The organism is Undibacterium sp. TC9W, assembly GCF_049339865.1.
Taxonomy (GTDB): Bacteria; Pseudomonadota; Gammaproteobacteria; order Burkholderiales; family Burkholderiaceae_D; genus Undibacterium.
In genome coordinates this window covers 14,864-28,273 of record NZ_JBMPPJ010000008.1, presented here as the reverse complement: position 1 = coordinate 28,273, position 13,410 = coordinate 14,864, and the positions used below count along the sequence as shown (strand labels likewise).

Genomic DNA, 13,410 nt, shown 5'->3' with positions numbered 1-13,410 from the left:
AAGATAGTCAGTAAGACTTGATGCTTATACGTCCAGTTTTGCAATCATTGACTTCTTCCAGCATCTTCTGGCAGCGCGGGCCTGAAAATTCAGCCTGCAGGGCGTCGAGAAAAACCCGGGTGCGGGCAGGCATCAGGCGGCGGCCAGGAAATACCGCCCAGACAGTGACTTCAGGCAGTTTCCAGTCTTCCAGCAAGGGTACCAGTTCACCCTTATGCACATGCTGACCGGCAAAGTGATCCGCCAGCATGGTGATGCCTTTGCCACGCACAGCAAGGCGCGTCAGCAGTTCTGGCGAGTTGGCACTGGCCCGGCCAGGGGGTATGCCTTCCCAGACTGCGCCATCTTTTTCCATGCGCCAGATCGAAGGTTCGCCATTACGCGTCGTCAGGCGCAGGCAATCATGTTCCATCAGGGCCTCAGGTTCTGCTGGAGCACCATGCAGTTTCAAATAGGCGGGTGAGGCATACAGGCCTATGCTGAAGCGCACCAGTCCCCGTGCCGCAAGTGAAGCGTCATCGGGCAGGTCACCAACGCGTATGGCCACATCAAAATTCTCTCCTATCAAATCCACCCGGCGTGGTGACAAATCCAGCTCCAGGTTGACGGAAGGGTATTTGCTGATGAAATCAGATAACAATTCACCCATCTGATGATTCGCAAAATCTCCAGGCATCGATACTTTCAGTCTGCCATTCGGCTCTGCCTGCCTGTGCTGGGTCAGGGCCAGCGTGGCATCTACTTCTTCCTGCACATGTTGTGCATGCAGTAAAACATTTTGCCCCAGGTCAGTCACCGTCAGCTTGCGCGTAGTGCGCAAGATGAGGCGCTCGCCTAGCTGGGCTTCAAGTGCAGATATACGGCGTGACAAGGTCGATTTGGGTACGCCCAGCTTCTCTGCCGCCTTGCTGAAGCTGCCTTCTTCAACTACGCGGGCAAATAGCAAAAGGTCATTGGCCTCCAGGGTCATGATCGCATCCTCATACTAATCCTCTATTTTCCTATTTTTGGAACAATGATATCCATTTTAATGCCTTCCGGAATATTTTTGGAACGATTAAAGTACGTCCATCAACTCTTTATCTGAAAGGAACACAAAATGAACATCCTGCAAATCAACTCCAGCGCCCGTGCCCAAGCTTCTCATTCCACGCAACTGGCAAATAGCCTGGTTGAGGCTTTACTGGAAACATCTTCTGGTGCTACCGTGAATGTACGTGACCTCGGCAGTAATCCCCATCCCATACTTGACGAAACAGCATTGCAAGCCCTGTTCACACCGGCAGATCAGCGCACGACAGAACAGCAAGCTCGCGTTGCTCTGGACGATGCCCTGATTGCTGAAATCCAGGCAGCAGACGTATTGGTACTCGGCGCACCGATGTATAACTTTGGTATCTCTGCTCAATTGAAAAACTGGATAGATGCGATTTCCCGCGCACAGGTGACTTTCCGTTATACCGCCAATGGCCCTGAAGGTCTGTTGACTGGCAAGAAAGTGTATGTGGTACTGACACGTGGTGGTCTGTATCGCAATACGCCAAACGACACGCAAATGCCTTACCTGAAAACCTTCTTTGGCTTCCTGGGCATGACCGATGTAGAGTTTGTCTATGCAGAAGGTCTGGCCATGGGCCCGGATGCAGAAAAAGCATCTCTGGCTTCAGCACACCAGCAAATTAATGATTTACTGCCTGCTTAATAATTTACCGGCAATTTATCAGGACTTATGCAAAATTGTCCCAACAAGGCGTCAGCGACGAAGACAGTACTTTAGTACGGCTAGGAGCTGCAACGCAGTTGGGGCGGTTTTGCGTAAGTCCTATTTACAAGGATTATGGATCATGGAAACGAAAGATGTAGTTGTACGCAACACAGTTCAACAGGCTGAAAGCGTCAGCACTTCACGCACGGTAGAACAACTGGTCGCCGGGCAGCCTACTTCAGATGGTGCCGGTGTCAAGCTGACGCGGGTATTGACACAGCCACTGCAATACCGGCTGGACCCCTTCCTCATGCTGGATGCTTTCGGCAGTGATGAGGCAGGTGACTACATCGCCGGTTTCCCCAGCCATCCGCACCGTGGTTTTGAAACGGTTACTTATATGCTGGCTGGCCGCATGCGCCACCGCGACAGTGCAGGTAATGAAGGCTTGCTGCAAAACGGCGGTGTGCAATGGATGACAGCAGGTCGTGGCGTGATTCACTCGGAAATGCCGGAACAGGAAGAAGGCCGCATGGCAGGCTTCCAGTTATGGCTGAACCTTCCAGCAAAAGACAAGATGATCGCACCCTGGTATCGCGATATCCAGAGCGACACCATCCCTGAATTGCTGACCGCCGCCGGTGTCAAAGTGCGCATCATTGCTGGCAGCAGCCATGGTGTGGCAGGTGCCGTGCAGCGTGAAGTGACCCAGCCTTTGTACCTGGATATACATATGCCAGCCGGTAGCACTTTTAGCCACAGCCTGCCTGCCAGTTTCAATGCCTTTGTGTATGTCTATGAAGGTGAAGTGCAGATAGGCGAGCGTGAAGTGCCGGTACAGCGCATGGCGATATTGAAAAAATCACCGGATGCGGATGGGGTGGTGATTGATGCCAAAGTTGATAGCCGCTTGTTGTTGATTGCCGGTCAGCCCTTGGGGGAAACCATTGTTCAGTATGGGCCGTTTGTGATGAATAGTCAGGCGGAGATATTCAAGGCGATCAGTGATTTTCGTGAGGGTAAGTTGGTGAGTGGTGGTTGAAGGGAAAATTACGGAACTCCCTCCCCTTAAAGGGGAGGGCGGGGGTGGGGATGGGTTTCGGTTGATTAACCTTTATTCAAATTGCGTTAGAACCCCATCCCCATCCCGACCTTCCCCTTGAAGGGGAAGGAGGGGCAACTACGAATGAAATCAAAATCTACATGTAAGGAAAACAAAATGAAACAAACAGAAACCATAGGGCCCGTTTTCGGTTCCTTCGTCGCCCGCGTTTTGATCGCCCTGATCTTTGTGGCCTCCGGTGCCAGCAAGATATCCGGCTTTGAGCAAACTGTAGGCTACATCGCCAGCAAGGGCTTGCCTTTGCCAGCACTGGGTGCGTTCGCTGCCATCGTGGTGGAACTGGGCGGCGGTCTCATGGTCATCATAGGCTGGCGTGCACGCTGGGCTGCAACTGCGATGATCTTGTTTACATTGGTAGCGGCTTTCATCTTCCATAATTTCTGGGGAGTACCAGCAGATGCAGCGCAAAACCAGATGATACACTTCATGAAGAATATCTCCATGGCAGGTGGCCTGCTGTATATCCTGATACATGGCAGCGGTGGCTGGAGTCTGGATGGGCGTAAAGCCTGATAGGGAATATCTTACTCAGCTTCAATAGTTAATATGGCGGATTTGTCTGACGGCAAATCCGCTGTTTTTTTGCGTGAGAATGTAGCCGTTTCATCGTCTTGTAATCTTGCCTTCATACGCCTGACATATTCTTGTCCAATACTCCCGTGGATTAGCTCAATTGTCCAGGCGGGGTAAATGCGATGAAGATAGAAATCAACGGGATTTCCAAAACCTTTAAAGGTGGTTACCAAGCGCTGGATAATATTGCACTGACTTTTGCGCCTGGTGAAATGGTTGCACTCATCGGTGCATCCGGTTCTGGCAAGTCAACTTTATTGCGCCATATCTCTGGCCTGATCACCGCCAATGCCGACCAGAATGATATCCGTCTCGGTGAGCAGGTCTTGCAGGCGAATGGTGTAGTCGGCAAACAGATACGCCATCTGCGTTCGCAAATCGGTTTTGTCTTCCAGCAATTCAATCTGGTCGGGCGTTTGCCTGTGCTGACCAATGTTCTCACCGGTGGCATCGCCCGCATCCCGCTGTGGCGTAGTTGTTTCCGTATTTTCACCAAAGAAGAAAAAGCCCTGGGCCTGGCAGCGCTGGCGCGCGTGGGTATTGCTGAACATGCTTATAAACGTGCGTCTGCCCTGTCTGGCGGCCAGCAACAGCGTGCAGCGATTGCCCGCACTATCGTACAACAAGCCAAGGTCATTCTGGCAGATGAACCGATAGCCTCGCTGGACCCAGAGTCTGCACGCCGTGTCATGCAGACTCTGGCTGATTTAAATCGCCAGGATGGTACGACCGTATTGGTATCCCTGCACCAGGTTGATGTGGCTTTTCGTTTTTGCCCGCGTACAGTAGCGCTGTCGCGTGGCCGTGTCGTCTATGACGGCCCATCCAGCGAATTGACGGTGGCCATGTTGCGCGACCTGTATGGTGCAGAGGCAGAAGAATTGCTCAATCCCGTATCAGTTAACACGGCAAGTGCTGCACCCGATACCGACGCACTCTCTTTACCCACTCTCGCGGCTGCCGCCTGAGTTTCTTTTTTTCTTCAGGAGTATTTCCATGTTTCGTCAATTCGTGCGCAGTCTGACCCTGGGCCTGGTGATGGCCGCAACTGCTAGTGCCGTCATGGCAGAAGATGCAGTCAAGGCTTTAAACTTTGGCATCATTTCTACCGAGTCTTCACAAAACCTGAAGCAGGACTGGCAGCCAGTGCTGGATGATATGAGCAAAAAGCTGGGTATCAAGATCAATGCCTTTTTTGCTCCTGACTATGCAGGTGTGATCGAAGGCATGCGTTTCAATAAGGTGCAATTTGCCTGGGTGGGCAATAAATCGGCTATTGAAGCCGTTGATCGTGCCAATTCTGAAGTGTTTGCACAAACCGTGAACGCTGATGGCACTCTCGGTTATTACAGCATGATCAGTGTGCACAAAGACAGCCCTTATCAAACGGTGGAAGATGTCTTGAAAAATGCCAAGAACATGAATTTCGGCATAGGTGATCCAAACTCAACTTCCGGGTTCCTGGTGCCCAGTTATTATGTTTTTGCACAAAACAATGTCAATCCCAAGACAGCTTTCAAGACTGTACGTGGCGCCAATCATGAAACCAATATTCTGGCAGTTGCCAACAAACAGGTAGATGCTGCCGTACACAGTTCTGATACGCTGGACCGTATCAAGGCACGTCAGCCAGAAACGGCTAGCCAGTTGCGCCAGGTCTGGAAATCTCCCCTGATTGCTGCTGATCCTCTGGTATGGCGCAAGGATTTACCAGCAGACATGAAAATCAAAATCAAGGATTTCTTCGTTGGCTATGGCAAGACTGGCCCTGATGCAGCGCGTGAAAAGGCACAGTTGAACAAGTTGACTTTGGGCGGTTTCCAGGACTCCAGCAATGCGCAATTGAAGCCTATCCGCCAACTTGAATTGTTCAAGGAAAAAGTCAAGATAGAAGCAGACGTCGCCCTGAACGTAGAGGAAAAGAAAGCCAAGCTCGACGACATCAACCGCAAACTGAACGACATCGCCAAGTCTTGATAGCATGAACAGCACACCAACAGCCCGCCCGCAAGCCGTCATGAATTTACCGGAAGCGCCGAAGCGCGATACCGGTAAATTACTGGTCTGGGGCATAGTCCTCGCCCTACTTGCCATGTCTTGGCAGGGCGCTGACATGCGCCCCTTGGAATTGCTGCGTGATAGTGGAAATATGCTGACCTATGCCGCCAGCTTTTTTCCACCAGACTTTCACGAATGGCGCATTTATCTGCAAGAGCTGTTGGTGACTTTACAGATTGCTGCCTGGGGCACTGCCCTGGCCGTAGTCTGTGCGATTCCATTGGGTTTGCTGAGTTCTTCGAATATTGCACCAGCCTGGGTTAGTCAACCTGTGCGTCGTTTGATGGATGCAGCGCGCGCCATCAATGAGATGGTGTTTGCCATGTTGTTTGTCGTGGCGGTTGGTCTTGGCCCTTTTGCTGGTGTACTGGCCTTGTTCGTGCATACCACGGGCATCTTGTCCAAGTTGTTTTCTGAAGCGGTTGAGGCGATAGACCCACAGCCGGTAGAAGGTATACGTGCAACCGGCGCACATGCGCTGGAAGAGATAGTCTATGGCGTCTTGCCGCAGGTCATGCCGCTATGGGTGTCATTTGCCCTGTACCGTTTTGAATCAAATGTGCGCTCTGCCACTGTCGTTGGCATGGTCGGTGCCGGTGGCATAGGCGTGATCCTGTGGGAAGTTATACGCGCTTTCCAGTACGCACAAACCTGTGCTGTCTTATTGATGATTGTGCTGACCGTCAGCATTATTGATGTGATTTCTTCCCGTCTCAGAAAAGTTTTTATCTGATGTATGGTGTATATAGCGGATATAGCCGATATGCAAACACAAAATCGCCAAATCGTTCAGGGGATCAATCTCCTGCAAGTCATAGACTGGCTGCAAAACCGCGCCGGTGGTTTGTATGGTGGTGAAGCCATTACCCAACTGGAGCATGCCCTGCAATGCGCCAGCCTGGCCATGCAAGAAGGCGCAAGTGATGCCCTGATCATCGCGGCCCTCTTGCATGACCTGGCGCACATGGCGGATGATGAAACCGATGAGACTTTCCCTCATGGCGAGTTGGCGGCGCTCTTGTTGGCGGAGTTGTTTGACAAGGATGTGACTGAACCCATACGCATGCATGTCGATGCCAAGCGATACCTGTGTGCTGCAGATCCCCTTTACTGGTCAGGTTTGTCCCATGCCTCACAACGCAGCCTGATCTGGCAGGGTGGCCCGTTCTCCGTGACGCAAGCGACTGAATTCATAGATCAGGACTATGCCGAAGACGCAGTCAGATTGCGTCAGTGGGATGATATGGCAAAAGTAGTTGGTGCAGAGACTATAGATTTGCGGATTTTCATCAGCATGATGGAAAAACTGAATTTGCAATTCACGAGACAGGCTGAAACTGTGTGAGGAGGTAGGTAATGCTGGTTGCACCAGCTTTCCGAAGCTGTACTACTCTTTAGCAAATATCTTTAACAGCTTTTGCCCGGCAATATGTATAGGCCCGCTGTTGTCTATGCAGATAATATCCTGGTCATCAGGCACAGCAAATTTCAACCCCCGGTCGAGGCGGTTCAACAAGGCTGCACCAGACTCACGCTGGCGTTTTTCCATACGCTGCCTGATTTGCTCAGGGTCAGCCATGACCCAGATGATGCGTGCATCCGGGAATAACTGGCGCAGTTGTGGCAGGTATTCACGCGAGCCATTGACGATGACATCCTGGCCGCATTTGAGCTTGGCCTCGATATTCCTGCGTATGCCATAACACAGGCCATTGGCTTGCCACTGCATGCAAAAGTGACCGGCGGCAGCGGCTTGCCAGTAAGCTTCCTGGTTCAATACTTCATGTGCTTCGCTATCATGGGCAGGGCGGGTAATGGCCCGCTGTGCAAGCTCCAGTGCGGCATTGGCGGGCAGGTTTTCTTTGACCCAGTGCAGCAGGGTATCTTTGCCAGCGCCTGAAGGGCCGACGACAAAATACAGGCGGCCTGTCGCAGGCAGGGATTTTTGTTGCACCCTGGCCTGGAAAGGAAAGCGCATCCAGAAGTTAAAAGGCGCACCGGGACGCTCTTCACGGAATATCGTCAGTGCATCAATGTCCAGCGGGGTATTTTCCAGCAGGCGCGAGAATTGTTGTTCTGCTGCCTTGCGCAAGACATATTGTGCATCGGCATCCACGTCCAGCAAGTCATCGCTGAGTGTCAGGTGGAAGCGATATTCTTCTTCAGTATATGGGTAACCCCATTGTTGCAATAGCGCTTCCTGCCTGGCACTGAGACCGGCATGACGGCGCTTCGCCAGATAAGCCGCATCAGGGGCGCGGCGTAACAAGTCAAAGTAACTGACGCAGCGCATGGCCAGGGCATTAATTTCGGCTTCATCGCCCTGTGGCCGCAATGCCAGGAAATTGCCCATCATGCGCACCTGCATTTCCCTGATGCTGATGACAGGCTGCACCTTGGCAAAGGCGCTGGCCATCTGTATCAGGTCTGCTTCCTGGAAACCTTCCAGCAAATTGAACGGCGCTTTCAGTGTCGCATGAAAACCATAGCGTCGGGCTTCACTGGTGAGCTGGCTGAGCAGGATATCTGGTACGCCAGCAATATGCGTCTGCTGTATTTTCCCTGCGTGCATGGGGTCGCGCCCCAGCCAGCTGGCACCGGCCTGCCACCATGGGCTGTCCGGTGCCGGGGAAAAGTAGAGAGCATAGCGCATCAGGCTGCCAGTTCCAGGGTTTGCTGATATTGCAGGCGTTGCGGCTCGGCGCAAAATACCAGCTTGCCGGCGGCAATGGTGGCAATCAGGCGTGGGCTGCCGTCAGCCTGTTTTTCTATCATGATAAGATCAGCACGCTGGCCAGCAGCGATATTGCCCCTGTCATGCAAGCCCAGCACGCGGGCAGGATTCAGCGACACCAGTTGCCATGCCTGCGCCAGGTTGCAAACATCTTCCTGCTCCAGGCGGAAAGGTGCATGCAACAGAGCCGGATAGTAATAATCAGATGCCAGTGTGTCACACAGGCCACGGCGCACCGCATCGCTGGCAGATAAACCGCCGCAATGGCTGCCACCAAGCAAGACATTTGGCGCACCCATGACAACATGGTTGCCCAGGGCTTTCGCTGCCTGCAAGGCTTCTTCCGTCTTGGGGAATTCACTGACATCAACGCCCAGTTCCTGGAAGCGCTCCCTGTCCATGCGGGTTTCATCATCATGCGATGCCATGGCGATGCCGCGCTGGCGGCAAGCTGCAGCCAACTGGTTGATAGCCTGCGCTACTTTGGGTGAACGCGACTGTGCCTTGTGCAGACGTTCCAGAAAACCCGCAACATCGCAACGCGCACGTTCAGCATAAGCCACCAGCTTTTCAGGAGACGCACTTTTTTTCAGGATGGATGGCAGATGTTCATTGAAGGCAAAGAAGGCAATCAGGCCAGACTCTATCCAGTTCAATGCATCATGCAAGCCATCGAGATGGTGGTTTTCAAAACGCAGATGTATCAGATGATCGGCATGCACACGGGATTTTTGCGCGGCCACCTGCTCCAGTGTTGCCAGTGCTGCCTCACGTCCGCGCAAGCCACCTTCCCATGAAAAGGTCAGACCGTGGCAGGCTGTGGTAATACCATTGCTGATCAGTTGTCTGTCGGTATCGGCAAAGGCGATGTCGTAGGCAAAGCTGGTGGCCGGGCGCGGTTGTAATTGACGTTCAAAAGCATCACCATGAATATCAACCAGACCGGGCAGTGTCAGCAAACCTGTGGCATCAAAAAATTGTGGTTTGTTATGCTGCTGGAAGTGATTGCTGTCTGTACTTGCAATGTGTAAACCGTGCAAATAGATGCTGTCTTCAGACCAGGCAGTGTGACCGTTCTGGTCTTGATGCAGATACTTGCCACCCTGTATTGCGATATGCGTTTCCATGCTGATCCCCTTGCTCGCGATGACAAATCATAAACCCGAAATATGACTGGAAATTGACAAGAAAATTCCAGGCCAGATGTCATCAAGACTTCATCTAAGCCTGCTGTAATGTGGGACTATGAATGCTGACCAAACCCCAAACTCTGCCCAGCAAGAGCGTGCCCGCTGGATGTCCATACTGGCGAAAGCGCCTGTACCAGAACTGGCTGCCAGTGTGCGCAAGTTCGGTGAACTGCCTTCCTATTTATGGTTAAGAAAACCCGAGACTGGTCTGGCGATGGTGCGTGCCAGAACCGGCGGCAGTGGCAGCCAGTTCAATCTCGGTGAGATGTCCGTGACGCGTTGTGCCTTGCGCCTGGCGACGGGTGAAACCGGTGTGGCGTATGTGGCTGGTCGCGATCAGCACCATGCAGAATGGGCAGCGATTTTTGATGCGCTGATGCAAGGTGAGCACAGATCAGTGGTCGAAGAAAATATCATCAAGCCACTGGAGTTATTGTTGCAGCAGAAGCGTGAACAATTACAGGCTGAAGCGCAAGCAACCAGAGTGGAATTCATGACCATGGTCAGAGGAGAAGATGCATGACATATTCACCGGACACTAGTGAGAAAACTGCGTCATCCATGCAGCAACTTTTGCCCGCATGGGAAGACACCGTGCATGATGCGCAAACAGTTTTCCGCAGTTTGCTGAAAGCCTTGTCCGAGCCTGGCACTATCCAGCGTCTCATGGTGAACCTGCAGGCGCCTGCACCCTTGCATATGGCGACAGCCGCAGCTAGCCTGGCCCTGATGGATTACGAAACCACAGCCTGGCTGGCAGATGAACTCGATAATGATGCAGTGCGCACTTATCTGCGTTTCCATTGCGGCCTGCCACTGGTACATGAAAAATCCTCAGCGAATTTTGCAGTATTGGGCAGCTCATTGCAGCAACTGGATTTGCAGGGCTTTGCCCAGGGTAGCATGACTTATCCTGACAAATCTGCGACCTTGCTGATACAAGTTGGTGATTTTTCTAGTGGCACTGAATATCAACTTTCAGGTCCTGGCATCAAGGACACTCGCAACATACATATCAGTGGTTTGCCTGCAGACTTTGTTAGCAAATGGCAAGCCAATCACGCCACTTTCCCGCAAGGTGTGGATGTGATTTTTTGCAGCGGCGATGCAGTACTGGGTTTGCCACGCACCAGCAAGATAGCTGCAGTGCAGTCTGAGGAGTTGCCATGTACGTAGCCGTCAAAGGTGGCGAAAAAGCCATTGCGCAGTCCTATGAAGCGCTGGCAAAAATGCGCCGTGGTGATACTGCTGTACCAGAACTCAGCATAGCCCAGATACGCGAGCAATTGTCGCTGGCCGTGGCCCGCGTCATGGGCGAAGCTTCGCTGTACGACAAAGACCTGGCAGCACTCGCCATCAAGCAAGCCAGTGGCGATTTGATAGAAGCCATCTTCCTGCTGCGCGCCTACCGCACGACCTTGCCGCGCCTGATGGCGACCGTCCCTGTTGATACCGCTAATATGCTGATACAAAGACGCATCTCGGCAACCTTCAAGGATGTGCCAGGTGGCCAGGTATTGGGGGCGACTTATGACTATACCCAGCGCTTGCTGGATTTTTCACTGGCGGCGGAAGCGATGAGTAATGGTGCTACTGAAGCAGTTGCTCATGAAAATACTGAGGCAGAAACTTGCCCGCGTGTACTCGATTTTTTGAATGCAGAAGGTTTGATCGAACCTGAATTGATACCTGAAGGTGACCCCGAGCCTTTCGACCTGACACGTGAGCCTCTGCAATTCCCCGCCAGCCGCGCCCTGCGCCTGCAAAGTCTGGCACGTGGTGATGAGGGTTTCCTGCTGGCATTGGCCTATTCCACCCAGCGCGGTTATGCCCGCAACCATCCCTTCGCAGGTGAGATACGTTATGGCAAGGTCAGCGTGCAAGTCGTGCCTGAAGAACTGGGTTTTGCCATAGACATAGGCGAGATCGATATCACCGAATGCCAGATGGTGAATCAGTTTGTCGGTTCACAAAACGAAGCGCCGAAATTTACCCGCGGTTATGGCCTGGGTTTTGGTCATTGCGAACGTAAGGCCATGGCCATGGGTGTGGTAGATCGCGCCTTACGCGCCAGCGAGCTAAAAGAAGAAATCACCGCACCAGCACAGATGGAAGAATTCGTACTCTACCATGCTGACAATGTAGAAGCATCCGGTTTCTTGCAGCATCTTAAGCTGCCGCATTATGTGGATTTCCAGGCTGAACTCAGCCTCTTGCGTGGCATACGCGCAAGCATTGATGCCAAGGTTGATGAAGCTGGCAAGCTTGAAACAGCAGATGAGCAAGCCGCTGAAAAATCCGGCAAGAAGGCAGCATGATGATGGAGATGGAAACCATGGAAACTCAGGAATATCCAAAGACGCCAGAGCAAGCCGCGCCTGCCAGGACTGAGCCTGAAGCTGGCTATAACTTTGCCTATCTCGATGAGCAAACCAAGCGCATGATCAGGCGTGCCATTTTGAAAGCTGTTGCCATACCTGGTTACCAGGTACCGTTCGGCGGGCGTGAAATGCCCCTGCCTTATGGCTGGGGCACAGGCGGCATACAAGTCACTGCTGCCATCATAGGCCAGGATGATGTCTTGAAAGTCATCGACCAGGGTTCTGACGATACCACCAATGCGGTCAATATCCGCCGCTTCTTCCGCCGTACCACTGGTGTTGCCACTACCGAAAAAACCACGGCGGCAACTGTCATACAAACCCGCCATCGCATCCCAGAAACACCTTTGGCTGAAGACCAGATCATGGTGTATCAGGTGCCTATCCCTGAACCCCTGCGCTGGCTGGAACCCAGCGAAACTGAAACACGTAAATACCATGCGATGGCTGACTATGGCCTCATGAGCGTCAAACTGTATGAAGATATCGCCAGGTTGGGCAAGATAGAAACTGCTTATGATTATCCTGTCATCGTCAACGAGCGCTATCTGATGCGTCCTTCTCCGATCCCCAAGTTTGATAATCCCAAGATGGATAAGAATCCAGCCCTGCAATTGTTTGGTGCCGGTCGTGAAAAACGCATCTATGCCGTGCCGCCTTACACCCCTGTTAAGAGCCTGGATTTTGAAGATTATCCTTTCGAGATAGAACACTGGGATCACCGCTGCGCCATGTGCGATGCGAATGACAGCTTCCTTGACGAAGTCATCGTCGATGACCAGGGTTCACGCATGTTTGTCTGCAGCGATACTGATTATTGCCGCACGCGCAGGGAAGAGCAGGCATGAGCAATTTGAATACCGATAGCATGCTACCCCTTCTGCAAGCGCGCAATGTCAGCAAATTCTATGGTGGCAAGACGGCTTGTGAACAAGTCAACCTCAGCCTGTATCCGGGAGAAGTGCTGGGCATAGTCGGTGAATCCGGCTCTGGAAAATCCACGCTGTTGAATTGCCTGGCAGGTCAGTTGCAGCCAGAGCAGGGTGAAGTCTTGTTCAATACCCGCGATGAAGGCATGGTCGAGTTGTTCACCATCAGCGAGGCACGCCGTCGCTTGCTGGCACGTACAGACTGGGGCTTTGTCCACCAAAGTGCCAGGGATGGCCTGCGGGTAGAAGTCTCTGCCGGTGCCAATGTCGGTGAACGCCTGATGGCTGTCGGTGCCCGCCATTATGGCCAGATACGCGCCGAGGCGCATGACTGGTTGCACAGGGTGGAAATTGATGCTGCCCGCATAGATGATTTGCCGCGTGATTTCTCGGGCGGCATGCAACAGCGCTTGCAAATCGCCCGTAACCTGGTGACCAAACCACGCCTGATTTTCATGGATGAGCCTACCGCCAGCCTCGACGTTTCCGTGCAGGCCCGTCTGCTGGATTTATTGCGCCAACTGGTGTCGCAATTGCAGGTGGCTGCTGTCATCGTTACCCATGATCTGGCAGTGGCGCGTTTGCTGGCTCACCGCCTCATGGTCATGCGCCAGGGGCAGGTAGTTGAGGAGGGTTTGACTGATCAGGTGCTCGATGATCCGCAACATCCCTATACCCAGTTGCTGGTGTCATCCGTTTTACAGGCTTGAGGAACAC

General features: G+C 52.7%; 15 protein-coding genes. 12 read left to right on the top strand and 3 right to left on the bottom strand.

Features of this window, described 5'->3' with window-relative positions; translation table 11 throughout:
• Positions 1–7 precede the first annotated feature (7 nt).
• Positions 8–970, bottom strand: coding sequence for a LysR substrate-binding domain-containing protein (locus ACO0LN_RS13200; RefSeq protein WP_422974429.1), 963 nt, complete (start codon positions 968–970; stop codon positions 8–10).
• Between the two features lie 129 nt (positions 971–1,099).
• On the opposite strand from ACO0LN_RS13200, the gene ACO0LN_RS13195 reads away from it, so the two are divergent.
• The 7 genes from ACO0LN_RS13195 (at position 1,100) to ACO0LN_RS13165 (ending at position 6,804) form a co-directional block, all read left to right on the top strand.
• Positions 1,100–1,702, top strand: a complete 603-nt coding sequence (locus tag ACO0LN_RS13195; protein WP_422974427.1) for an FMN-dependent NADH-azoreductase — start codon at positions 1,100–1,102, stop codon at positions 1,700–1,702.
• 142 nt (positions 1,703–1,844) lie between these two features.
• Positions 1,845–2,747 (top strand): pirin family protein, encoded by a 903-nt coding sequence (locus tag ACO0LN_RS13190; RefSeq protein ID WP_422974425.1) that lies wholly within the window; start codon positions 1,845–1,847, stop codon positions 2,745–2,747.
• A gap of 177 nt (positions 2,748–2,924) precedes the next feature.
• A complete protein-coding gene (locus tag ACO0LN_RS13185; RefSeq protein ID WP_422974423.1) occupies positions 2,925–3,341 on the top strand; it encodes a DoxX family protein in 417 nt (138 codons plus the stop codon).
• A 182-nt stretch (positions 3,342–3,523) separates the two neighbouring features.
• Positions 3,524–4,369: a phosphonate ABC transporter ATP-binding protein gene (gene phnC, locus ACO0LN_RS13180; RefSeq protein ID WP_422974421.1), complete on the top strand. Its 846-nt coding sequence runs from the start codon at positions 3,524–3,526 to the stop codon at positions 4,367–4,369.
• A gap of 28 nt (positions 4,370–4,397) precedes the next feature.
• Positions 4,398–5,378, top strand: a complete 981-nt coding sequence (gene phnD / locus ACO0LN_RS13175; RefSeq protein ID WP_422974419.1) for a phosphonate ABC transporter substrate-binding protein — start codon at positions 4,398–4,400, stop codon at positions 5,376–5,378.
• Between the two features lie 40 nt (positions 5,379–5,418).
• Positions 5,419–6,192: a phosphonate ABC transporter, permease protein PhnE gene (phnE, locus tag ACO0LN_RS13170; RefSeq protein ID WP_422974892.1), complete on the top strand. Its 774-nt coding sequence runs from the start codon at positions 5,419–5,421 to the stop codon at positions 6,190–6,192.
• 30 nt (positions 6,193–6,222) lie between these two features.
• Positions 6,223–6,804, top strand: a complete 582-nt coding sequence (locus ACO0LN_RS13165; RefSeq protein ID WP_422974417.1) for an HD domain-containing protein — start codon at positions 6,223–6,225, stop codon at positions 6,802–6,804.
• A 42-nt stretch (positions 6,805–6,846) separates the two neighbouring features.
• On the opposite strand, the gene phnN is transcribed toward ACO0LN_RS13165, so the two are convergent.
• On the bottom strand, positions 6,847–8,112 hold the full coding sequence (gene phnN / locus ACO0LN_RS13160) for a phosphonate metabolism protein/1,5-bisphosphokinase (PRPP-forming) PhnN (protein ID WP_422974415.1): 1,266 nt from the start codon (positions 8,110–8,112) through the stop codon (positions 6,847–6,849).
• On the bottom strand, positions 8,112–9,320 hold the full coding sequence (locus ACO0LN_RS13155) for an alpha-D-ribose 1-methylphosphonate 5-triphosphate diphosphatase (RefSeq protein ID WP_422974413.1): 1,209 nt from the start codon (positions 9,318–9,320) through the stop codon (positions 8,112–8,114). The genes phnN and ACO0LN_RS13155 overlap by 1 nt, the downstream gene beginning before the upstream one ends.
• Positions 9,321–9,438: 118 nt before the next feature.
• Here ACO0LN_RS13155 and phnG point away from each other — a divergent pair, with 118 nt between their 5' ends.
• Genes phnG through phnK form a run of 5 tightly spaced genes read left to right on the top strand, consistent with a single transcriptional unit; the run spans position 9,439 to position 13,403 of the window.
• Positions 9,439–9,906, top strand: coding sequence for a phosphonate C-P lyase system protein PhnG (gene phnG, locus ACO0LN_RS13150; protein WP_422974411.1), 468 nt, complete (start codon positions 9,439–9,441; stop codon positions 9,904–9,906).
• Positions 9,903–10,559 (top strand): phosphonate C-P lyase system protein PhnH, encoded by a 657-nt coding sequence (gene phnH / locus ACO0LN_RS13145; protein WP_422974409.1) that lies wholly within the window; start codon positions 9,903–9,905, stop codon positions 10,557–10,559. The genes phnG and phnH overlap by 4 nt, the downstream gene beginning before the upstream one ends.
• Positions 10,550–11,701 (top strand): carbon-phosphorus lyase complex subunit PhnI, encoded by a 1,152-nt coding sequence (locus ACO0LN_RS13140; protein WP_422974406.1) that lies wholly within the window; start codon positions 10,550–10,552, stop codon positions 11,699–11,701. The genes phnH and ACO0LN_RS13140 overlap by 10 nt, the downstream gene beginning before the upstream one ends.
• Positions 11,698–12,612 carry an alpha-D-ribose 1-methylphosphonate 5-phosphate C-P-lyase PhnJ gene (locus tag ACO0LN_RS13135; RefSeq protein WP_422974404.1) on the top strand — a complete coding sequence of 305 codons (915 nt, stop codon included), beginning with the start codon at positions 11,698–11,700 and terminating at the stop codon, positions 12,610–12,612. The genes ACO0LN_RS13140 and ACO0LN_RS13135 overlap by 4 nt, the downstream gene beginning before the upstream one ends.
• Positions 12,609–13,403, top strand: coding sequence for a phosphonate C-P lyase system protein PhnK (gene phnK / locus ACO0LN_RS13130; protein ID WP_422974402.1), 795 nt, complete (start codon positions 12,609–12,611; stop codon positions 13,401–13,403). Before ACO0LN_RS13135 ends, phnK begins: the two co-directional genes overlap by 4 nt.
• Positions 13,404–13,410 lie beyond the last annotated feature (7 nt).

Excerpts from the sequence above, each read along its gene's own strand:
- ACO0LN_RS13200 (WP_422974429.1), bottom strand. The coding sequence starts at position 970 with ATGACCCTGGAGGCCAATGACCTTTTGCTATTTGCCCGCGTAGTTGAA.
- ACO0LN_RS13195 (WP_422974427.1), top strand. The coding sequence starts at position 1,100 with ATGAACATCCTGCAAATCAACTCCAGCGCCCGTGCCCAAGCTTCTCAT.
- ACO0LN_RS13190 (WP_422974425.1), top strand. The coding sequence starts at position 1,845 with ATGGAAACGAAAGATGTAGTTGTACGCAACACAGTTCAACAGGCTGAA.
- ACO0LN_RS13185 (WP_422974423.1), top strand. The coding sequence starts at position 2,925 with ATGAAACAAACAGAAACCATAGGGCCCGTTTTCGGTTCCTTCGTCGCC.
- phnC (WP_422974421.1), top strand. The coding sequence starts at position 3,524 with ATGAAGATAGAAATCAACGGGATTTCCAAAACCTTTAAAGGTGGTTAC.
- phnD (WP_422974419.1), top strand. The coding sequence starts at position 4,398 with ATGTTTCGTCAATTCGTGCGCAGTCTGACCCTGGGCCTGGTGATGGCC.
- phnE (WP_422974892.1), top strand. The coding sequence starts at position 5,419 with ATGAATTTACCGGAAGCGCCGAAGCGCGATACCGGTAAATTACTGGTC.
- ACO0LN_RS13165 (WP_422974417.1), top strand. The coding sequence starts at position 6,223 with ATGCAAACACAAAATCGCCAAATCGTTCAGGGGATCAATCTCCTGCAA.
- phnN (WP_422974415.1), bottom strand. The coding sequence starts at position 8,112 with ATGCGCTATGCTCTCTACTTTTCCCCGGCACCGGACAGCCCATGGTGG.
- ACO0LN_RS13155 (WP_422974413.1), bottom strand. The coding sequence starts at position 9,320 with ATGGAAACGCATATCGCAATACAGGGTGGCAAGTATCTGCATCAAGAC.
- phnG (WP_422974411.1), top strand. The coding sequence starts at position 9,439 with ATGAATGCTGACCAAACCCCAAACTCTGCCCAGCAAGAGCGTGCCCGC.
- phnH (WP_422974409.1), top strand. The coding sequence starts at position 9,903 with ATGACATATTCACCGGACACTAGTGAGAAAACTGCGTCATCCATGCAG.
- ACO0LN_RS13140 (WP_422974406.1), top strand. The coding sequence starts at position 10,550 with ATGTACGTAGCCGTCAAAGGTGGCGAAAAAGCCATTGCGCAGTCCTAT.
- ACO0LN_RS13135 (WP_422974404.1), top strand. The coding sequence starts at position 11,698 with ATGATGATGGAGATGGAAACCATGGAAACTCAGGAATATCCAAAGACG.
- phnK (WP_422974402.1), top strand. The coding sequence starts at position 12,609 with ATGAGCAATTTGAATACCGATAGCATGCTACCCCTTCTGCAAGCGCGC.